The sequence below is a fragment of the Mesorhizobium sp. P2_D6 genome (assembly GCF_056404315.1).
The window spans coordinates 70,131-89,266 of sequence record NZ_JBFUEG010000008.1 but is presented as its reverse complement, the minus strand read 5'-3'; the positions used below and the strand labels follow the sequence as shown (position 1 = coordinate 89,266).

Sequence of the window (19,136 nt, the reverse complement as noted above, 5' to 3'; positions counted from 1 at the left end):
CGACCGCGTTTTCCGTCTGGGGGGGGCAACCTGCCGGGAGACTCGGACTCCATCTGGTCGCTGAATGCGTGGTTGCGGGCCCGCCGTGAGAGGGATGACGGGAAATGAAGAACAAGCATGTGGCTGTCCTCCTGGGCGGATTCTCGTCCGAGCGGCCCGTGTCTCTGTCTTCGGGAAAGGCGTGTGCGGATGCGCTTGAGAAGGAAGGCTACCAGGTTACCCGCGTCGACGTTGCGCGCGACGTCGGCGCCGTACTTGGCGAGCTCAAGCCTGATGTTGTCTTCAACGCGTTGCACGGTCCGTTCGGCGAGGACGGCACCATCCAGGGCATCCTCGAATATCTGGCCATTCCCTACACCCATTCGGGTGTGCTCGCCTCGGCGCTCGCCATGAACAAGGAGCAGGCCAAGAAGGTTGCCAAGGCTGCCGGCATCGCGGTGGCGGAATCGAAGGTTGCCAGCCGCTTCGCCATTCAGAACAGGCACCCGATGAAGCCGCCCTATGTGGTGAAGCCTGTCAATGAAGGCTCGAGCTTCGGCGTTGTCATCGTGCATGAAGGGCAGTCGCATCCGCCGCAGGTCATCGGCTCGTCCGAATGGAAATATGGCGAGACCGTCATGGTCGAGCGCTACATCCATGGCCGCGAGCTGACCTGCGCCGTCATGGGCGATGTGGCGCTCGGCGTCTGCGAGATCATCCCGACCGGCCATTCCTTCTACGACTATGATTCAAAATACGTCGCCGGCGGATCAAAACACGAAATCCCTGCTAAAATTTCACCGAATATTTACCAAAAAATACAGACACTGGCGCTCAAGGCACATCTGGCTATCGGCTGTCGGGGCGTTTCCCGGTCGGACTTCCGCTATGACGATCGTCACTCCGAAAACGGCGAAATTGTCTGGCTCGAGATCAACACTCAGCCGGGCATGACGCCGACGTCTTTGGTGCCTGAAATCGCCGCCCAAGCGGGGCATTCGTTCGGCGATCTGTTGAGTTGGATGGTGGAGGACGCTTCGTGTCTGCGTTGAAATGGGGACAGGACAAGGGCAGGGGCGGCGCCGGGCCGGCGCTGTTCGGCATGCCGTTGTCGTTCGACCATTTCGTGCTGCCGCGCGTGCTGCGCCGGCCGGTGCGCGTGCTGGCGCGCCTGGGTGGCGGCGACTTCGTCGCGCCGCGCTTTTCCGCGGCCATCCTGTCCGCTTCGCTCATCGCATCGAGCAGCCTCTATGGCGCCATTCTCGGCGGCCATGCCGACGACATCGTCCAGAGTATCACCGCCCGCACCGGCTTTGCCGTCGACCAGATCAAGGTGGTCGGCAACCGCCAGACCTCGGAGATCGACATACTGGACCGGCTTGAACTCGATGGCTGGACGTCGCTGATCGGCTTCGATGCCGAGGCAGCGCGCGAGCGCATAGATACGCTGCCCTGGGTCGAAGTGGCGGCGGTGCGCAAGGTCTATCCGCATTCGCTGGAAGTTCGTGTCGAGGAGCGCGAACCCTTCGCGCTCTGGCAGCAGGGCTCGGAGCTTTCGGTCATCGAGCGCTCCGGCGCGGTGATCGCGCCGTTCTCGGGCGGCAAGCAGGCCTTGCTGCCGCTGATCATCGGCACCGGCGCGCCGGCCAAGGCGCCCGACTTCCTGGCCAAGATCAAGAAGTATCCAGAACTCGCGGCGCGGGTCAAAGGCTATATCCGCATCGGCGAGCGGCGCTGGGACCTGAAGCTGGAAAACGGCATCACCGTCAAACTGCCCGAGGATGGCGAGGACCAGGCGATCGCCGAGCTGGTTCGGATGGATCATGACAACGGTCTTCTGACATGCGATATCGCCGCCGTCGACATGCGCATCTCCGATCGCCTGGTCGTGCAGCTGACGCCGGAAGCGGCGACGCAGCGCCAGGCGGCGCTCAACGAAAAACCGCAAAGCCTCAAGCGCAAGTCGGAGACGAAGATATGAGCTGGCTTGGCGGCAACAGCGATGCCTCTTCGCGCCGCTCCGGCACGCTGACCGTGCTGGATGTCGGCTCAAGCAAGGTTTGTTGCGTGGTGGCGAAACTGAAGCCGCGCGAGGACGGCAAGCTGTTGCGCGGCCGCTCGCACCGCATCCAGGTGATCGGCATCGGCCATCAGAAGTCGCAAGGCGTGAAGTCGGGCGTGGTCGTCGATCTCGACCGCGCCGAGCACGCCATTCGCCTGTCCGTCGACGCCGCCGAGCGCATGGCGGGACTGACGGTGGATTCGCTGATCGTCAACATGACGGCCGGCCGGCTGAAGAGCGAAACCTATTCGGCCACCATCAACCTTGGCGGCCATCAGGCCGACGAGGCCGACATCAAGCGCGTACTTGCCGCCGGCGCCAAGCAGGCGCTGAAGGCCGAGCGCGACGTGATCCATTCGCTGCCGGTGGGCTTTTCGCTGGACGCCGAACGCGGCGTGCGCGATCCGCGCGGCATGGTCGGCGACCAGCTCGGCGTCGACATGCATGTGCTGACCGGTGACGCCGCACCGCTGCGTAATCTGGAGCTCTGCATCAACCGCTCGCATCTGTCGGTCGAGCGCATGGTGGCGACGCCCTATGCCAGCGGACTTGCGGCGCTTGTCGATGACGAGCTCGAAATGGGCGCGGCCTGCATCGACATGGGCGGCGGCACGACGACGATCTCGGTGTTTTCGGAAGGCAAGTTCGTCCATGGCGACGCCATTGCCATCGGCGGCAATCACGTGACGCTGGACATGGCCAAGGGCCTGTCGACGTCGCTCGACGCCGCCGAACGCCTGAAGGTGATGCATGGCTCGGCGCTGCCCGGCAGTGCCGATGACCGCGACCTGGTGTCGATCCAGCCGATCGGTGAGGAAGGCGAGATGCCGCTGCAGATCCCGCGCTCGGTGATGACGCGCATCATCCGCGCCCGCATCGACGAGACGCTGGAGCTTCTGCGCGACCGGCTGAACAAGTCGGGCTACGGCAATGTCGTGGGAAAACGCGTCGTGCTGACCGGCGGCGCCAGCCAGCTTGCCGGCCTGCCCGAGGCGGCGCGCCGAATTCTGGGACGCAATGTGCGCATCGGCCGCCCGCTCGGTGTGGCGGGGCTGCCCGAAGCCGCCAAGGGGCCGGCTTTCTCGACGGCGGTCGGACTGCTGATCTATCCGCAGATGGCGAGTTTCGAGAGCCATCCGGCGAAAGGAATTTCCGGTCTCAGGATGACCGGAACGGGCGGAAAACTGCATCGCATGAGTCAGTGGTTGAGAGACAGTTTCTAATTGACGGGGACAGCCCCATAGGCGGCCGCGGCGGCGAAGCGGCGGGAAAGGCAAAGGACGGAGACAATGACCATCAATCTGCAAAAGCCGGACATCACCGAGCTCAAGCCGCGGATCACCGTGTTCGGTGTCGGCGGCGGTGGCGGCAATGCCGTCAACAACATGATCACCGCGGGCTTGCGCGGCGTAGAGTTCGTCGTGGCCAACACCGACGCGCAGGCGCTGACCATGTCGAAGGCCGAGCGGTTGATCCAGCTCGGCGCGCATGTCACCGAGGGCCTCGGCGCCGGATCGCAGCCGGAAGTCGGCCGCGCGGCGGCGGAAGAGTGCATCGATGAGATCATCGATCACCTCTCCAACACCCATATGTGCTTCGTCACCGCCGGCATGGGCGGCGGCACCGGCACGGGTGCCGCCCCAGTCGTTGCCCGCGCGGCGCGCGAAAAGGGCATCCTCACCGTCGGCGTCGTCACCAAGCCGTTCCATTTCGAAGGCCAGCGCCGCATGAAGACGGCGGATATGGGCATCGAGGAACTGCAGAAGTGCGTCGACACCCTGATCGTCATTCCCAACCAGAACCTCTTTCGGCTGGCCAATGACAAGACCACCTTCGCCGACGCCTTCGCCATGGCCGACCAGGTGCTCTATTCCGGTGTTGCCTGCATCACCGACCTGATGGTCAAGGAAGGCCTGATCAATCTCGACTTCGCCGACGTCCGCTCGGTGATGCGCGAGATGGGCAAGGCGATGATGGGCACCGGCGAGGCTTCGGGCGAGGGCCGCGCGATGGCCGCCGCGGAGGCAGCGATCGCCAACCCGCTGCTCGACGAGACCTCGATGAGAGGCGCCAAGGGCCTGCTGATCTCGATCACAGGTGGCCGCGACCTGACCCTGTTCGAAGTCGACGAAGCCGCGACCCGCATCCGCGAGGAAGTCGACCAGGACGCCAACATCATCCTCGGCGCCACTTTCGACGAGGAACTCGAAGGTGTCATCCGCGTCTCGGTGGTCGCCACCGGCATCGACAAGTCGGCGGCCGAAATCGCCGCGGTGCCGATCTCGATCCGCGCCGTGCCACCGCAGCAGAAGCCTGTCAGCCGTCCGGCTCCGGCCGCGGAAGGCCGGCCAGCGCCGGTCCAGCCGACTTATGAGCAGCGCGCGACCGATCCGGTCGCCGAGGCGATCCAGCTTGCCGAGGCCAACGCTGCGGCAATGGCTCGTCCGGCGCCGATGGCTCAGGCGGAGGACTTCCGCCCGCAGAGCAAGATCTTCCAGGCCCCGCCGGCGCAGCCTCAGCCAGTCGTGCAGCAGGTGATGCAGCCGGCGCCGCTGCGGGAAATGCCGCAGCCGGTGGCTGCCGCGCCGCAGCGCATGCCGCGGGTGGAGGATTTTCCGCCGGTGGTGAAGGCCGAGGTGGAAGCCAAGGGCCGTCCGGCCGACCATGAAAACAGCGGGCCGATGGGGCTGCTCAAGCGGCTGACCAACGGACTGACGCGCCGCGAGGAAGAGCCGGCCCGATTGCAGCCGGCACAGCCGCGCGAACCGAAACTACGCCAGGCAGCGCCCGAAATGCGCCGCCTTGCCAGCCAGGATCCGCAGCTTTATGCGCCGCGCCGTGGCCAGCTCGACGATCAGGGCCGGTTGACTCCGCAGACCCGGTCTGCCCAGGAAGACGACCAGCTGGAGATCCCGGCGTTCCTGCGCCGCCAGGCCAACTGAACCGTTAACGGTATGTAACACTTGTTAACAGGCAGACGAGAGATCGTTTGCCTGTTAACGCTTAAAGTGATTTAATAACAAGGTGTTACGATGTGACGCTCGCAGCAGGTCGCGGTTACACAGAGTAAGAAACCGTGATTTGGAGTCTCCCTGACGGGCCACTATCTTTGCCGCAGCACTTTCGGTGTGCTGGGATTCGGGGAGTTGGCCCTGCCTGCCGATAATCAAGAGCCGCGCCCTTCGGGGCTTCAAAGCGGACATGGGCGTTATGGGCTATGGGGTTTGTCTTGCAAGACTACCAGACGACACTTCGATCGCGTGCGACGCTAACAGGTACCGGTGTTCACAGCGGCAAACCGGTCACCGTCAATTTCCTCCCCGCGGACGCTGACACGGGCGTCGTCTTCCACCTTTCGACCGGAAGCGAGAGCCGTGAGTTCCGTGCGCTGGTCGCCGAAGTCGGCGCGACCGATCTCTGCACCATGCTTGGCGATCCGGCAGGCGAGCATATCGCCACCGTCGAACATCTGATGGCGACGCTCTTCGGACTCGGCATCGACAACATCGTCATCGAGATCGACGGCCACGAGGTTCCGATCCTAGACGGCAGCGCGGTGGCGTTCGTGGAAGCCATCGACCAGGCCGGCATCGAGACGCTGGCTGTCAAGCGCCGCTACATCAGGGTGGTCAAGCCGGTTCGCATCGAGAACGGCGCGTCCTGGGCTGAATTCAGGCCCTATAGCGGCACGCGCTTCGAGGTCGAGATCGATTTCGAAAGCCCGGCGATCGGCCGTCAGCTGTTCGCCTCCGACATCAATCCCGACGTCTTCCGCCAGGACATTGCGCGTGCCCGCACCTTCGGTTTCATGAAGGATGTCGAGCGGCTGTGGGCGGCAGGCTATGCGCTGGGCTCCTCGCTGGAGAACTCGCTGGTGATCGGCGACGACAATCGGGTGATCAATATGGGTGGCCTGCGCTATCCCAATGAATTCGCTCGCCACAAGACGATGGACGCGATGGGCGATCTGGCGCTGGCCGGTGCCCGTTTCATCGGCTGCTTCCGCTCCTATCGCGGCGGCCACCGGATGAACGCCGCAGCGTTGCGGCGCCTGCTGTCCGACCGTTCGGCCTTCGAGGTCGTCGAAACCACACGCCGCGAGCGCGGCCGCACCGCCGAGATGAGCGCCGTCACCGGTCCCGTCTTTGCGCCCTGGGTGATCTGATTCTTAACGATTTTCTGGCTTTCTGAGCGCTGGCTGGTGTTGCACGGATGCATCACCGACCGGTGAAAGCGCATAGCTTTCGAGGCAACACCAAGCCGCCACAAAAATGTGCGATTGGCTAGACATAGCGTTGCTGGGCAAGACAGTTATGGTTTATGGCTGCTGCCGTCGATTAGACGCATGTCGCTCAAAAGTGGGGACCAGTTTTGAGGGAACGCCATGCGAAAGGCATTGAAATAACGCCGAAAGGGCGCAATCCAATCATGTTCTTCACGCGAGTTGGTCAATCGAAAGCGCCGTATCGGGCTGTTTTCCTGGCGCTTTCGATAGTTGTGCCATCGCTGTTCCTGTCGGCCTGCATGTCGTCCGAGAAAGACGTCGATTTGTCGACCTATGTCGACCAGACCGAACCGGCCGACGTCCTTTACAATCAAGGCCTTGCCAATCTCAACGCCGGCCGCCTGGATGAGGCGAGCAAGAAGTTCGACGCCGTCGACCGTCAGCATCCCTATTCCGAATGGGCCCGCAAATCGATGGTGATGGGCGCCTTCGCCGACTATCGCGCCGGCCACTATGACGAGGCGATCGGCTCGGCCAAGCGCTATCTTACGCTCTATCCGTCGACCGACGACGCCGCTTATGCCCAGTATATCATTGGCCTGAGCTACTACCGCCAGATCAAGGACGTCACCCAGGACCAGAAGGAAGCACGCCAGACCGTGCAGACGATGCAGGATCTGGTGACGCGCTGGCCGACTTCGGAATATGTCGACGACGCCAAGGAAAAGATCCGTTTTGCCAACGACCAGCTCGCCGGCAAGGAGATGCAGATCGGCCGCTACTATCTCGAACGGCGCGAATACATCGCCGCCGTCAAGCGCTTCCGCAACGTGGTCGAAAACTATTCCAACACCCGCCATGTCGAAGAGGCGCTGGCGCGCCTGACCGAGAGCTACTACGCGATGGGCTTGACCTCGGAAGCGCAGACGGCCGCGGCCGTGCTCGGCACCAACTATCCCGACAGCCAGTGGTACAAGGATTCCTACAAGCTCTTGCAGAGCAATGGGCTTGAGCCGCGCGAGAATGCCGGATCGTGGATATCCAAGGCCGGGAAGCTGATCACCGGCGCCTGACGCCTGAGCATCGCCTGAAGCGATCTCAGCGCTTTTCGGATTGATCCGACGCTCAAACAAAAAGATAGTGCGGCGCTGCGACTCCACAAGTCGCATGCCGCATTGAGGCGCGTCGCGCGCTTTAAGTCTTGGTTTTGTGCATGCCGTTGTCCCAAACCGGTCCGCTTGGGGCGACATGCGATAGGTTCGGGTTCTGATGCTTTCCAGACTGTCGATCCGCGATATCGTCCTGATCGAGAAGCTGGATATCGACTTCCAGCCCGGCCTTTCCGTGCTGACCGGGGAAACCGGCGCCGGCAAATCCATCCTGCTCGACGCGCTATCGCTGGCGCTCGGCGCGCGCGGCGACGCCTCGCTGGTGCGCCATGGCGCCGCCCAGGGCCAGGTCATCGCCGTGTTCGACGTGCCGCGCAACCATCCGGTGCGTGCGCTGCTTGCCGAAAACGCCATCGAGGATGACGGCGACATCATCCTGCGCCGGCTGCAGACGGCGGATGGCCGCACCCGCGTTTTCGTCAACGATCAGCCGTCCAGTGTCACACTGATGCGCGACATCGGCCACGCGCTGGTCGAGATCCACGGCCAGCATGATGAGCGGGCCCTGGTCGATCCTGGCGCGCATCGCGAATTGCTGGACAGCTTTGGCGGCCATCTTGGTGCCGCCCGCGCGACAGGCGAGGCGTGGCGCTATTGGCGCGGCTGCGAGCAGGACTTTGCCCGGCATCGCGCCAAGGTCGAGGCGGCGGCGCGCGAGGCCGATTATCTCAGGGCATCGGTGGCCGAGCTGGCCAAGCTCGATCCGCAGCCCGGCGAGGAAACGCAACTGGCCGAACTGCGCGCCACGATGATGCGGGCGGAAAAGATCGCCTCGGAAATACACGACGCGCAGGATGTGCTGTCAGGTCCATCCTCGCCGCTGCCGCAACTGGCCAGCCTGCTCAGGCGCCTGCAGCGCAAGGCCAGCGAAGCACCTGGCCTGCTTGAGGATGTGGTGAAGTCGCTCGATGAGGCGATGCTGTCGCTGGATGCGGCACAGTCCGGTGTCGAGGCGGCGCTGCGCGCCACCGAATACGATCCGCAGCGGCTGGAGAAAGCGGAAGAGCGGCTGTTTTCGCTGCGCGCGGCGTCACGCAAGCACAGCGTGGCGGTCGACGATCTGGCACAGCTGCGCGACACGATGTCGGCCGACCTTGCCGATCTCGATGCCGGCGAGGAACGTCTGCATGGGTTGGAGAAACAGGCCGCCGCGGCGCGCGAGGCCTATGACATTTCGGCGGCCCAGCTGTCCTCGCTTCGCCATGCGGCTGCGATCGGCCTGACCAAGGCTGTCATGGCCGAACTGCCGGCGCTGAAGCTCGAGCGGGCCGAGTTCATCGTCGGGCTGACCAGCGATGGCGAAAACCGCATGGAAGAAGGCATCGACCAGGTCGAGTTCTGGGTGCGCACCAATCCCGGCACAAGGCCCGGCCCGATGATGAAGGTTGCGTCCGGCGGCGAGCTGTCGCGCTTCCTTCTGGCGCTCAAGGTGGCGCTGGCCGACCGTGGCTCGGCGCCGACATTGGTCTTCGACGAAATCGACACCGGGGTGGGCGGCGCCGTGGCCGATGCCATCGGCCAAAGACTGGCCAGGCTGTCGACTCGGGTGCAAGTGCTGTCCGTCACCCATGCGCCGCAGGTGGCGGCACGTGCGGCGACGCATTTCCTGATCTCCAAATCCGGCGGCTCGGACAAGGTCGCCACCGGCATCGCCGAGATGGACCGGGCGGCGCGCCAGGAGGAGATCGCACGCATGCTGGCCGGCGCCACCATTACAGACGAGGCGCGCGCGGCGGCGGAGCGGTTGCTGCGCGAGAACACGGCGGCGGCTTAACAACCGGCAGATGCCCGAATTGGCTTTTCCGGAAAGAGTCAGGATATGGCGACATCCTGCTGTTCGGGTTTGATTTTTCCACAGCCTATCTCGCTGCCGGCAAATCCTGATTTATAGTGGCCCACCAGAATTCGAGGACCGCGCCGCATGTCTGAAAAACCAGTCGAATCGTTGAGCGAAAGCGAAGCCGCGGATGAGCTTGCGCGGCTGGCCGAGGAGATCGCCGGCCACGACCGGCGCTACCATGCCGAGGACGCGCCGACGATCACGGACGCCGAGTACGATGCGCTGCGGCGGCGCAACCTTGCCATTGAAGAGCGCTTTCCCGGTCTGGTGCGCGAGGATTCGCCCTCGCTGCGGGTCGGTGCCGCGCCGGCCGAAGGCTTTGCCAAGGTGCGCCATGCGGTGCCGATGCTCAGCCTCGCCAAGGCCTATACCGACGAGGACGTCACCGATTTCATCGAACGTGGCCGCCGCTTCTTCGACCGCGACAAGGATCTCGACATCGCGTTTACGGCCGAGCCGAAGATCGACGGGCTGTCGGCGTCGTTGCGCTATGAACGCGGCATGTTCGTTCAGGGCGCCACGCGCGGCGACGGCGCGGTGGGTGAAGACATCACCGCCAATCTCAGGACCATCGCCGACATTCCAGCCAAGCTGAAAGGATCGGGCTGGCCCGAGACCATCGAAATACGCGGCGAGGTCTACATGACTTATGCGGAGTTCGAGGCGCTGAAGGCGCGCTCGGCGGCGGTCGGCGGCCAGGACTACGTCAATCCGCGCAACACGGCTGCCGGATCGCTGCGCCAGAAGGATGCCTCCGTCACCGCCAGCCGCAATCTCAAATTCTTCGCCTATGCCTGGGGCTACACGACGGCAGATCCCGCGCCGACGCAGTACGAATCCGTGCAGAAATTCGCCGAATGGGGCTTCAAGGTCAGCCCGCTGATGGTGCGGGCGAAGTCTGTCGAGGATCTCATCGCGCAGTATCACAAGATCGAGGAGCTGCGTTCATCGCTGGGCTACGACATCGATGGCGTCGTCTACAAGGTCGACCAGCTGGAATTGCAGCGTCGCTGGGGGTTCGTGACCGGTGAGCCGCGCTGGGCAGTTGCGCACAAATTCCCTGCCGAACAGGCGATGACGACGGTGCAGAAGATCGATATCCAGGTCGGCCGCACCGGCACGTTGGCGCCGGTGGCGCGGCTGGCGCCGGTCACGGTTGGCGGCGTGGTGGTCGAAAACGTGACGCTGCACAATGAGGATTACATCAAGGGATTCGACAGCAACGGCCTGCCGATCCGCGACGGCATCGATGTGCGCATCGGTGACACGGTTGTCATACAACGGGCAGGCGACGTCATTCCGCAGATCGTCAGCGTCGTCATCGACAAGCGGCCGGGCGATGCGGTGCCTTACGAATTCCCGCACATTTGTCCGGTCTGCGGCTCGCCGGCGACGCGCGAGGTCAACGAGAAGACCGGCAAGGAGGATTCGCGCCGACGCTGCACCGGCGAGCTGATCTGCGCCGCGCAGGCCGTGGAACGGCTGCGCCATTTCGTGTCGCGCGGGGCGCTCGACATCGAGGGTCTCGGCGCCGAAAACATCGACCTGTTCTTCAATTCGGGGCTGGTCAAGACCGCCGCCGATATCTTTACCCTGAGGGATCGCCGGCCGGCGGTCACCAGAGCGCTGGCCGAGCGGCGCGAGGAGCAGGCGAGGCAGCGCGAGGCGGCATCGGGCAAGGCGCGCAAGAATGTGCGCGGCGTCGAGGACCGCAACTATGAAGGCCTCGACAAGCTGTTCGCGGCAATCGATTCGCGCCGTGAGCCGGAACTCGACCGCTTCATCTTCGCGCTCGGCATCCGCCATATCGGCGAAACGACGGCCGCCGTGCTTGCCAAGACGTTCTCAACCATCGAGGAGCTGATCCGCGTCGGCAAGGAGACGGCAGCGGCGGAAGACCCGCACAGTGTTTTCCCCTCGATCAACGGCATCGGCGACACGGTGATCGATGCGCTGCGCGATTTCTTCGGCAATGAGCGCAATGACGACGTGCTCGACAGACTGCTCGAGCAGGTCAAGCCGAAGCCGTACATCGTCACCCTCTCGGCCGACAGCGAGGTTGCCGGCAAGACCATCGTCTTCACCGGCACGCTGGAAAAGATGACCCGGTCCGAAGCCAAGGCGATGGCAGAACGGCTCGGCGCCAAGGTAGCAGGTTCGGTGTCGGCGAAGACCGACCTCCTGGTGGCCGGGCCGGGCGCGGGCTCCAAACTAAAGCTTGCCAGCGAACTCGGCGTCGAAGTCATCGACGAGGACACATGGCTGCAACGGGTCGGCAAGGCGTGACCGGCGGCTCGTTCAAAGGATTTGGCCAGAAGGCCATTCCGTTCCTGAAGGCGCTCGACTTCCACCAGAGCCGCGAATGGTTCCAGGAAAACCGGGCGCTTTACGACAGCGAACTGCACGAGCCGTTCTGCGATCTAGTCGAGACGCTGACCGAGCGCTTTGCAGCGGCGGGTCTGGGCTTGCGCGGCGACCGCAAGAAGTCGCTGTTTCGCATCAATCGCGACGTGCGCTTTGCCAAGGACAAACGGCCCTACAACCAGCATCTGTCGGCCATGCTGTCGCCGGACGGCACCAAGATGGAGCAGGGCGTGTTCTTCGTCTATGTCGGGATCGACCGCTGCTTTGCCGACGTTGCCTGGTGGAACCCGGAGCCGCCCCTGCTGCTGGCGATGCGCAAGGCGATTATCGCCCGGCCAGCCGAGTTCCGAAAACTGCTTTCAACGCTGAAGAAAAACGGCTTCGAACTCGAAACCGAGGGTCGGTTGAAGCGCACGCCGCGCGGCTTCGAGCAGGTCAACGAACCCGATCTTGTCGACGCCATCCGCAACCGGCACTTCTATGTTCAGCACATGATCGATCCGGCCGGCATCCACGCGCCAGCGCTGGTCGACGAGCTTGTCGATTTCACCTTGCGCGCCAAGCCGTTGCTCGACTGGGGCAGGGCGATCCAGGGCACCGCGCTGCGGAGCTAGTCCAGGCACACTACGCGGCTACATCCGCATCAAAAGACCGCCGTCGACGGCGAGCTCGATTCCGGTGATGTAGCTCGCTGCGTCGGAAAGCAGGAAGAGCGCGGCATTGGCCATGTCCTGCGGCGTGCCGATGCGGCCGAGCGGCGCATAATTGGCAACGGCAGCGCGCTTTTCCTCGGTGTCCCAGCGCGCCTGCAGCGGCGTCAGCGCCATGCCCGGGCAGATCGAATTGGAGCGGATGCCATCGCCCGCCAACTGCATGGCGAGCGACTTCGACAGTGCACAGACGCCGGCCTTGGAGGCCTGGTAGGCATCCTGCGGGGTTAGGTCGCCGCGATACCACTGGATGGTCGAGAAATGGACCATGGCGCCGCCACGCCCGCCCGCGCGCATGTGCGGAACGACCGCTCGCGCCGTGTGTACGAAGGACTTCAGATTGATGTTGAAGACCTGGTCCCAGACGTCGAGATCCATTTCGAGGGCGGACTTGTCGCGGCCGAACCAGAGCACGCCGGCGACATTGGCGAGATAATCGATGCGGCCACGCGAGCGGCCGGCAGCATCGATGGTCTGTTCGACAAAGGCTGCGTCGGTGAGGTCGCCCTGGGCGAAGGTAAGTTTGTCATCATAGGCGGCAAGCGAGGCCGGACGCGGCTTGACGTCGATGGCGGTGACCGCCGCGCCGGCATCGAGCAACGCCAGCGTGATCGCCTCGCCCATGCCGCCGCCGGCGCCGGTGACGACGGCATGCCTGCCGGTGAAATCATAAGCGATCATCTGAAACCCCTCGTGTGCTTTTGCGATCCCTGACATCAGTTTCGCTGATTTGTTGCCTCAAGCGAATTCGTCTGACTTTTCAGCCGCCGGCTCCTACATAGCAGCGCGAGCTGGGAATGTGACATGTCGGCAGAGACCTTAACCGAAAATTCTGTGGCCAATGATTTCTGGGACGGTGTGCGCCTGTCCATGCCAGTGGTGGTTGCCGCGGCGCCGTTTGGGCTGCTGTTCGGCGCCATTGCCGTCGACAATGGCTTTTCCGTTCTCGAAGCTTTTGCGATGAGCGCGCTGATCTTCGGCGGCGCCAGCCAGATGGTTGGCATCGAATTGTTCGGCCAGCATGTCGCGCCATGGCTGATCGTGCTGTCGATCTTCGCGGTCAACTTTCGCCACGTGCTTTACTCCGCCAGCATCGGCCGGCGCATCGCGCACTGGCCTGTCATTCAGCAGGCGTTTGGCTATTTCGTGCTCACCGATCCACAGTTCGCGGTGGCCGAGCGCAAAGCCGAAGCCGGCGAGACCGTTGGCTTTGCCTGGTATATGGGGCTGGGCCTGCCGGTCTATGTGTTCTGGGGCATCGAAAGCGCGCTGGGCGCGGTGTTCGGCAAGCTGATCCCGGACACGCACGCGCTCGGCATCGACTTCCTGCTGCCGATCTATTTCCTCGGCCTGGTCATGGGTTTTCGCAAGCGGCCACTGTGGCTGCCGGTAGTGATTGCGAGCGCCGCCGCGTCGATCATCGCCTACAAGACGGTCGGTTCGCCCTGGCACGTTTCCATCGGCGCCGTTGCCGGCGTGCTTCTGGCGGTGATCCTGCCGCCGCACCACAGCGGCGTGGAGGCAAAGCGATGAGCACCACCTTCTGGATCATCATTGCCGGCGCGATCGCCACCTATCTCACGCGTGTCGGCGGCCATCTGGTGATTTCGCGCTTCGACCATATCCATCCGCGCGTCGAGGCGGGTTTGAATGCCGTGCCGGCGGCGGTGCTGACGACGCTGGTGGCGCCGGCGGCCCTTGGCGCCGGGCCGGCGGAATGGGCGGCACTGGTTGTCGCCGCTGTGGTCTCGCTGCGCGGCGGGCTGATGGCCATGTTTCTGGCCGGTGCGGTGGTGCTGATCCTGGCGCGGCAGTTCGTCGGGTAGGCAAATCTGCCGTCCCAATCGTTTCGAACTGTCGGCGCTGCCCCTCATTGCCCTGCCGGCGTTCGTCACTCGAAAAGCCAAGCAATTGGCTTTTCGTCCGCTTCGCTGACCGCTCCTCAACTCCCCGTAAACGGGGAGAAAGAAGCTCACCTCAGATCTTGGCGTCGTGCGGCAGCGGGGCGGTTGCTTTCTCCAGCCAGGCCAGCGTCTCGCCGTCGAGCATCGGGCCGATCTCAGCCAGCACGCGCGCGTGGTAGGCGTCGAGCCACCGCAATTCGTCGCGGTGCAGCAGGTCGGTGCGGATCAGTCTGACGTCGATCGGCGCCAGCGTCAGCGTCTCGAAGCTGTGCATGGCGATGTCGCCGCCATCGACCTGATCGGCCGGTGTCACCAGGATCAGGTTCTCGATGCGGATGCCATAAGAACCTTCCTTGTAGTAACCGGGCTCGTTGGACAGCATCATACCGGCGAGGAGTTTCTCGGTCCCGGTGCGGGCAATGCGCTGCGGCCCTTCATGCACGGCGAGGTAGGAGCCGACGCCATGGCCGGTGCCGTGGGCGAAGTCGCAGCCATGCTTCCACAGCGCCATGCGCGCCACCGCGTCGATTTCCGAGCCGCGCGTGCCGGCGGGAAAGCGCAGCGTCGAAATGCCGATCATGCCCTTCAGCACCAGCGTGAAGCGTTCGCGCATCTCCTCGGTCGGCTGGCCGATCGGTACGGTGCGGGTGATGTCTGTCGTGCCGTCCTGATATTGGGCGCCAGAATCGAGCAGGAACAGCTCGCCAGCCGCGAGTTTGCGGTTGGTGGCGCGCGATACACGATAGTGCATGATGGCGCCGTTCGGGCCAGCGCCGGAAATGGTGTCGAAAGAGACGTCGCGCAACGGCATCTGCGTTTCCTCGCCGGTCTGACGGCGCGTCTCTTCCAGTTTGGTGACGACCGTTATTTCGTCGAGCGAGCCTGGCTTCTGCCGCTCCAGCCAGCACAACAGCTTTGCCACCGCCGCCCCGTCGCGGCGATGCGCGGCGCGGCTGCCGGCGATTTCGGCCTGGTTCTTGGTGGCACGCGGTATGCGGGCGGGATCGGGCGCGGCAACAAAGGTTCCGCCATTGTCCTCGACCAGCATTCTGAGCTTTTCGGCCGCCAGCACCGGATCGAGCGCGATCCTTGCGCCACCTTTGGCAAGGGCGATGATTGCCGCCTCGAATTCGCCGGGCTCATGCAAGCCGGCAAGCTGGGTGAGATAGGCGGCGACGGTGCGCGAAAACTTGCGCTGGTCCATGAACAGCTGGTGCTTGCCGTCGGCTGCGAGGACCGCGAAACCGAGCGCCAGTGGCGTGTGCGGCACGTCGCCGCCACGAATGTTGAAGGCCCAGGCGATCGAGGAGGGGTCGGTCAGCACGGCGTGCGAGGCGCCGTCCTTGGCGATCGCCGCTGCCAGCCGCACCAGCTTGTCCTTGGCCAGTTCGCCCGCAAAGCCGATCGGGTGGATCTCGACCGACGCCACCGGTGGTGCCGGCTGATCCTTCCAGATGATATCGATCGGGTTCTTGTCGAGCGGAACCAGCGTGGCGCCGGATTGCTCGGCCGAAACATTCAGCGCCTTGACCTCGTTGATCGTGTGCAGCCAGGGGTCGAAGCCAAGTCGCGCGCCCTTGCCGAGATTGTCCTTGATCCAGGACGCTGGCGGGTTGTCGACGAGGCTCTCGATGGCGAAAATGTCGAGATCGACTTCGTGGCGGACCTGCAGCGTGTAGCGGCCGTCGACGAACATGAAGGCTCGGTCGCGCAGCACAAGGGCGACGCCGGCCGAGCCGCTGAAGCCGGTCAGCCATTTCAGTCGCGCCGAGCGGTCGGCGACATACTCGCCCTGGTGCTCGTCGGCGCGGGGCACCAGGAAACCATCGAGGCCATTATCCGCCAGCCATCGCCGCAGCAGCTTCACGCGCGGCTTGCCGACGCTGGGATCGCCGGCGGAGTCAAAGGTCTGGAACATGATAGGCCTCCTCAGGTGCTTGGCTTGAGCGTAGCGCATGCCCCCGAAAACCGGAATCGATTTTCGAAAGAGCGGATTGGTCCAAAGCGCTCGACTTAAAGCGCGTCGCGTCTGAACGGATTCAGGCGACGCGCTTTAAGTATTTATTTTATGCATGTCGTCGTCTCAAAACCGGGACCACTTTTGAGCGACATGCATTAGTGCTTGAGGTGGATGGTCACCCAGCCTTCGCGATGCAAGGTCCTGACATGGCGGAAATTCTGGCCGACATAGGCCGAGATCACCGCGTTGCACTGGCGATCGAGGATGCCGGACAGCACGATCGAGCCGCCGAGGCTGATATGCCTGGCCATTTCCGGCGCCAGCCGCACCAGCGGCCGCGCCAAGATGTTGGCGACGATGAGGTCGAAAGGCGCGCGCTTGCCGAAGATCGGGTGGTGGAAGCCGGGCGCCGTTACGGTCTCGACCAGCGCCTTGACGTGGTTGAGGCGGGCATTGGCGGCGGCGACCCTGACGGCGATCGGATCGATGTCGGTCGCCAGCACCGGAATATGCGCCAGCTTGGCGACGGCGATCGCCAGCACCGCGCTGCCGGTGCCGAGGTCGAGAGCATTTTTCGGATGCTCGCGCCGCACGACCCGTTCCAGCATTTCCAGGCAGCCGGCCGTGGTGCCGTGATGGCCGGTGCCGAAGGCAAGGCCGGCCTCGATCTCGATGGCGAGTTCGCCGCTATGGCGCTTCCGGCGGTCATGCGCGCCATGGACGAAGAAACGCCCGGCGCGCACCGGCTTCAGCCCTTCCAGCGAACGCGCCACCCAATCGATGTCGGGCAAGACCTCGCGTTCGATCGGCTTCGACAGGGAAAGGCCAGAAAGGATATCTCTCAGCCGTGCCTCGACCGCGTCGACATCGCCGTCGGCATAGAGCGAGACTTCATGGATGTCGCGGTCCTCGTCGACTTCGAGCACGGCGAGCGGCAGGCCTTCATCCTCGAAAGCCATTTCGAGCGCGGCAAAGATGCTGTCGGCCTCGACCTTCCCGGCGGTGAAATGCAGCCTGGTCTGCGTCATCAGCTTTGGGCGCCAGCCGCCAGCCGCTTCAGCTTGGCTATCGCCGTGTCGGCGCTCTCGCCGTAAGCGATCGTGCCGGCGAACTCGCCCTTGGCATTCAACAACAGCACCGAGGCGGTGTGGTCCATCGTGTAGTCGCCGTCGCCGGTGTCGACCTTTTTCCAGTAGATGCTGAACGACTTCGCCATCGCGTGCACCTTGTCGGGATCGCCCGATATGCCGACGATGCGGTCGGAAAAATTGCTGACATAAGTGTTCATCACCTGCGGCGTGTCGCGCTCGGGGTCGACGGTCACGAAATAGGCGTTGAGGGTCTTGCCGTCGTCGCCCAGCGTCTTCAGCCAACCGGCCAGTTCGAACAGAGTGGTCGGGCAGACTTCCGGGCAGTGGGTGAAGCCGAAGAAGACGACGCTGGGATGGCCCCTGAAGGCAGCTTCGGTGATCGGTGCGCCTTTCTGGTCGACCAGCGTGAAGGGGGCGCCGAACGGCTCGCCGCCATAATGGCCCTTGTACCAGTCGAAGGTGAGCCAGCCGATGCCGGCCGCCATCAGAACCAGAATGCCGACCAGGATTGCACGCATCATCGGGAAGTGTCCGTCGTGATTTTGATGGACGCCGGATTGGCGCCTGCGGCGGCAGTCTTAGCCGGTAGCGGCGGTCAAGGCAAAGATGCCGCGTTGCCGCAACCCACTCTCGATGCTGCCTCGCACGTGGCCGGAGTTACCAACCGCAATTTGACCGATTCAGGCCTCTACCTATCTTGACGGTCTGTTCTCTTGCTGTGGAACCAGCCAATGTCGGATATGTCTGTGGCTTCCTACTCAAAGACCCAGATCTGGCTGCACTGGAGCATTGCTGCCCTGATCCTGATCCAGTTCCTCGCCCATGACGGCATGGAGCATGTGTGGCGTGCCTTTCGCAGGGGGCAGGAGGCGTCGCCCAGTGACGTGCCGCTGGCCTATATGCATGTCGTGATCGGCCTGGCCGTGCTGGTTCTGGCTGCGTGGCGGCTTTGGCTCAGGGCGACGCGCGGCGTTCCGCCGGTATCGGGTATGGAGCATCCGGTGTTGAAACTGCTCGCCAAGGCGGTGCATTTCGTTATCTACGCCCTCATCTTCATCGTCCCGCTCTCGGGCACCGCCGCATGGTTTGTTGGTGTGCCAGGGGCAAGTCTGGCGCATGTGCTGGGCAAGGACATCCTGCTCTATGTGGTGCTCTTGCATTCGGCAGGCGCGCTGGTTCAGCATTTCGTCTTCAAGACCGACGTGCTGCGGCGGATGCTGGCATTCCGGCAGGCCTAGCTTGCAAAGCCGGGCAGTTCGCCCCACCTGTGGTCGGCAACCAGAACCTGAGGAGGCTCCCTTGCAGAGACGGATTGGGCAGAAACTGATCGGTGGCGCATTGGCCGCATGCATTGTCCTCGGCGCCGGCGCTGCCGCAGCCGAGGAGGTCGGCAAGGTCGGCGTCGACTGGCTCGGCAACGACATCATCGTCGAGGCGATCAAGGACCCGAAGGTCGACGGCATCACCTGCCACGTCTCCTATTTCGACCGCGGCGTCATCGACCGGCTGCAGAAAGGCAACTGGTTCGAGGACCCATCGGATTCGTCGATCTCGTGTCGCCAGACCGGGCCGATCACCATCGGCGACATCGACATGAGCGAAGGCGGCGAAGAGGTGTTCAAGCAAGGCATCAGCCTGATCTGGAAGAAGCAGGTGGTGAACCGCATCTACGACAAGAAAAACCAGACGCTGATTTATCTCTCGCATTCACGCCAGGTGCAGGACGGCTCGGCGAAAATGTCGGTAACCACCGTGCCGCTGTTCGGTCAGAGCGTGGTGTGGACCAACGGCCAGCCGAAATAGGGCGGACTCTGTGGGTTGTTTGGCCGCGG

At 63.8% G+C, this 19,136-nt stretch carries 17 protein-coding genes; 13 read left to right on the top strand and 4 right to left on the bottom strand.

Going from position 1 to position 19,136, the window contains the following annotated elements; translation table 11 throughout:
• The first annotated feature begins 104 nt into the window (after positions 1-104).
• The 9 genes from AC1D1L_RS18420 to AC1D1L_RS18380 all read left to right on the top strand — a co-directional run bounded on the left by AC1D1L_RS18420 (position 105) and on the right by AC1D1L_RS18380 (position 12,253).
• Complete coding sequence (locus AC1D1L_RS18420) at positions 105-1,031, top strand: D-alanine--D-alanine ligase (protein WP_477342906.1); 927 nt, start codon at positions 105-107, stop codon at positions 1,029-1,031.
• Complete coding sequence (locus AC1D1L_RS18415; protein ID WP_477342905.1) at positions 1,019-1,960, top strand: cell division protein FtsQ/DivIB; 942 nt, start codon at positions 1,019-1,021, stop codon at positions 1,958-1,960. The genes AC1D1L_RS18420 and AC1D1L_RS18415 overlap by 13 nt, the downstream gene beginning before the upstream one ends.
• Positions 1,957-3,264, top strand: coding sequence for a cell division protein FtsA (gene ftsA / locus AC1D1L_RS18410; RefSeq protein ID WP_477342904.1), 1,308 nt, complete (start codon positions 1,957-1,959; stop codon positions 3,262-3,264). The genes AC1D1L_RS18415 and ftsA overlap by 4 nt, the downstream gene beginning before the upstream one ends.
• A 66-nt stretch (positions 3,265-3,330) precedes the next feature.
• Complete coding sequence (ftsZ, locus tag AC1D1L_RS18405; protein ID WP_477342903.1) at positions 3,331-4,983, top strand: cell division protein FtsZ; 1,653 nt, start codon at positions 3,331-3,333, stop codon at positions 4,981-4,983.
• Between the two features lie 275 nt (positions 4,984-5,258).
• Positions 5,259-6,206 carry a UDP-3-O-acyl-N-acetylglucosamine deacetylase gene (gene lpxC, locus AC1D1L_RS18400; RefSeq protein WP_112560392.1) on the top strand — a complete coding sequence of 316 codons (948 nt, stop codon included), beginning with the start codon at positions 5,259-5,261 and terminating at the stop codon, positions 6,204-6,206.
• Positions 6,207-6,469: 263 nt separating this feature from the next.
• Positions 6,470-7,339, top strand: a complete 870-nt coding sequence (locus AC1D1L_RS18395; protein ID WP_112560393.1) for an outer membrane protein assembly factor BamD — start codon at positions 6,470-6,472, stop codon at positions 7,337-7,339.
• 196 nt (positions 7,340-7,535) lie between these two features.
• Positions 7,536-9,209 carry a DNA repair protein RecN gene (recN, locus tag AC1D1L_RS18390; protein WP_192258441.1) on the top strand — a complete coding sequence of 558 codons (1,674 nt, stop codon included), beginning with the start codon at positions 7,536-7,538 and terminating at the stop codon, positions 9,207-9,209.
• Between the two features lie 147 nt (positions 9,210-9,356).
• Positions 9,357-11,561 carry an NAD-dependent DNA ligase LigA gene (gene ligA / locus AC1D1L_RS18385; RefSeq protein ID WP_477342902.1) on the top strand — a complete coding sequence of 735 codons (2,205 nt, stop codon included), beginning with the start codon at positions 9,357-9,359 and terminating at the stop codon, positions 11,559-11,561.
• Positions 11,534-12,253, top strand: coding sequence for a DUF2461 domain-containing protein (locus AC1D1L_RS18380; protein WP_477342901.1), 720 nt, complete (start codon positions 11,534-11,536; stop codon positions 12,251-12,253). Before ligA ends, AC1D1L_RS18380 begins: the two co-directional genes overlap by 28 nt.
• Before the next feature lie 18 nt (positions 12,254-12,271).
• Here the strand turns inward: AC1D1L_RS18380 and AC1D1L_RS18375 are convergent, their stop codons facing one another.
• Positions 12,272-13,030 carry an SDR family NAD(P)-dependent oxidoreductase gene (locus AC1D1L_RS18375; protein WP_477342900.1) on the bottom strand — a complete coding sequence of 253 codons (759 nt, stop codon included), beginning with the start codon at positions 13,028-13,030 and terminating at the stop codon, positions 12,272-12,274.
• Between the two features lie 123 nt (positions 13,031-13,153).
• Here AC1D1L_RS18375 and AC1D1L_RS18370 point away from each other — a divergent pair, with 123 nt between their 5' ends.
• Positions 13,154-13,882, top strand: a complete 729-nt coding sequence (locus AC1D1L_RS18370) for an AzlC family ABC transporter permease (protein ID WP_477342899.1) — start codon at positions 13,154-13,156, stop codon at positions 13,880-13,882.
• Positions 13,879-14,175, top strand: a complete 297-nt coding sequence (locus AC1D1L_RS18365; RefSeq protein ID WP_192258437.1) for an AzlD family protein — start codon at positions 13,879-13,881, stop codon at positions 14,173-14,175. Before AC1D1L_RS18370 ends, AC1D1L_RS18365 begins: the two co-directional genes overlap by 4 nt.
• 151 nt (positions 14,176-14,326) lie before the next feature.
• Here AC1D1L_RS18365 and AC1D1L_RS18360 read toward each other — a convergent pair whose 3' ends face one another.
• The 3 genes from AC1D1L_RS18360 to AC1D1L_RS18350 all read right to left on the bottom strand — a co-directional run bounded on the left by AC1D1L_RS18360 (position 14,327) and on the right by AC1D1L_RS18350 (position 17,825).
• On the bottom strand, positions 14,327-16,171 hold the full coding sequence (locus AC1D1L_RS18360) for an aminopeptidase P family protein (protein ID WP_477342898.1): 1,845 nt from the start codon (positions 16,169-16,171) through the stop codon (positions 14,327-14,329).
• Between the two features lie 197 nt (positions 16,172-16,368).
• Positions 16,369-17,241 carry a 50S ribosomal protein L11 methyltransferase gene (locus tag AC1D1L_RS18355; RefSeq protein WP_477342897.1) on the bottom strand — a complete coding sequence of 291 codons (873 nt, stop codon included), beginning with the start codon at positions 17,239-17,241 and terminating at the stop codon, positions 16,369-16,371.
• The gene (locus tag AC1D1L_RS18350) at positions 17,241-17,825 is read right to left on the bottom strand and encodes an SCO family protein (protein WP_477342896.1); all 585 of its coding nucleotides are present in this window, start codon (positions 17,823-17,825) and stop codon (positions 17,241-17,243) included. Before AC1D1L_RS18350 ends, AC1D1L_RS18355 begins: the two co-directional genes overlap by 1 nt.
• A gap of 210 nt (positions 17,826-18,035) precedes the next feature.
• Here AC1D1L_RS18350 and AC1D1L_RS18345 point away from each other — a divergent pair, with 210 nt between their 5' ends.
• Together AC1D1L_RS18345 and AC1D1L_RS18340 are read left to right on the top strand one after the other, a co-directional pair.
• Entirely contained in the window at positions 18,036-18,542 is a 507-nt protein-coding gene (locus AC1D1L_RS18345) for a cytochrome b (protein WP_477342895.1), read from the top strand.
• Between the two features lie 61 nt (positions 18,543-18,603).
• On the top strand, positions 18,604-19,107 hold the full coding sequence (locus AC1D1L_RS18340; protein WP_192258432.1) for a CreA family protein: 504 nt from the start codon (positions 18,604-18,606) through the stop codon (positions 19,105-19,107).
• The last annotated feature ends 29 nt before the right edge of the window (positions 19,108-19,136 follow it).

Bases quoted from the DNA above. Each gene is read 5' to 3' on its own strand.
- ftsZ (WP_477342903.1), top strand. From the start codon at position 3,331: ATGACCATCAATCTGCAAAAGCCGGACATCACCGAGCTCAAGCCGCGG.
- ftsA (WP_477342904.1), top strand. From the start codon at position 1,957: ATGAGCTGGCTTGGCGGCAACAGCGATGCCTCTTCGCGCCGCTCCGGC.
- lpxC (WP_112560392.1), top strand. From the start codon at position 5,259: ATGGGGTTTGTCTTGCAAGACTACCAGACGACACTTCGATCGCGTGCG.
- AC1D1L_RS18345 (WP_477342895.1), top strand. From the start codon at position 18,036: ATGTCGGATATGTCTGTGGCTTCCTACTCAAAGACCCAGATCTGGCTG.
- recN (WP_192258441.1), top strand. From the start codon at position 7,536: ATGCTTTCCAGACTGTCGATCCGCGATATCGTCCTGATCGAGAAGCTG.
- AC1D1L_RS18355 (WP_477342897.1), bottom strand. From the start codon at position 17,241: ATGACGCAGACCAGGCTGCATTTCACCGCCGGGAAGGTCGAGGCCGAC.
- AC1D1L_RS18350 (WP_477342896.1), bottom strand. From the start codon at position 17,825: ATGATGCGTGCAATCCTGGTCGGCATTCTGGTTCTGATGGCGGCCGGC.
- AC1D1L_RS18375 (WP_477342900.1), bottom strand. From the start codon at position 13,030: ATGATCGCTTATGATTTCACCGGCAGGCATGCCGTCGTCACCGGCGCC.
- AC1D1L_RS18420 (WP_477342906.1), top strand. From the start codon at position 105: ATGAAGAACAAGCATGTGGCTGTCCTCCTGGGCGGATTCTCGTCCGAG.
- AC1D1L_RS18360 (WP_477342898.1), bottom strand. From the start codon at position 16,171: ATGTTCCAGACCTTTGACTCCGCCGGCGATCCCAGCGTCGGCAAGCCG.
- AC1D1L_RS18380 (WP_477342901.1), top strand. From the start codon at position 11,534: ATGGCTGCAACGGGTCGGCAAGGCGTGACCGGCGGCTCGTTCAAAGGA.
- AC1D1L_RS18365 (WP_192258437.1), top strand. From the start codon at position 13,879: ATGAGCACCACCTTCTGGATCATCATTGCCGGCGCGATCGCCACCTAT.
- ligA (WP_477342902.1), top strand. From the start codon at position 9,357: ATGTCTGAAAAACCAGTCGAATCGTTGAGCGAAAGCGAAGCCGCGGAT.
- AC1D1L_RS18370 (WP_477342899.1), top strand. From the start codon at position 13,154: ATGTCGGCAGAGACCTTAACCGAAAATTCTGTGGCCAATGATTTCTGG.
- AC1D1L_RS18395 (WP_112560393.1), top strand. From the start codon at position 6,470: ATGTTCTTCACGCGAGTTGGTCAATCGAAAGCGCCGTATCGGGCTGTT.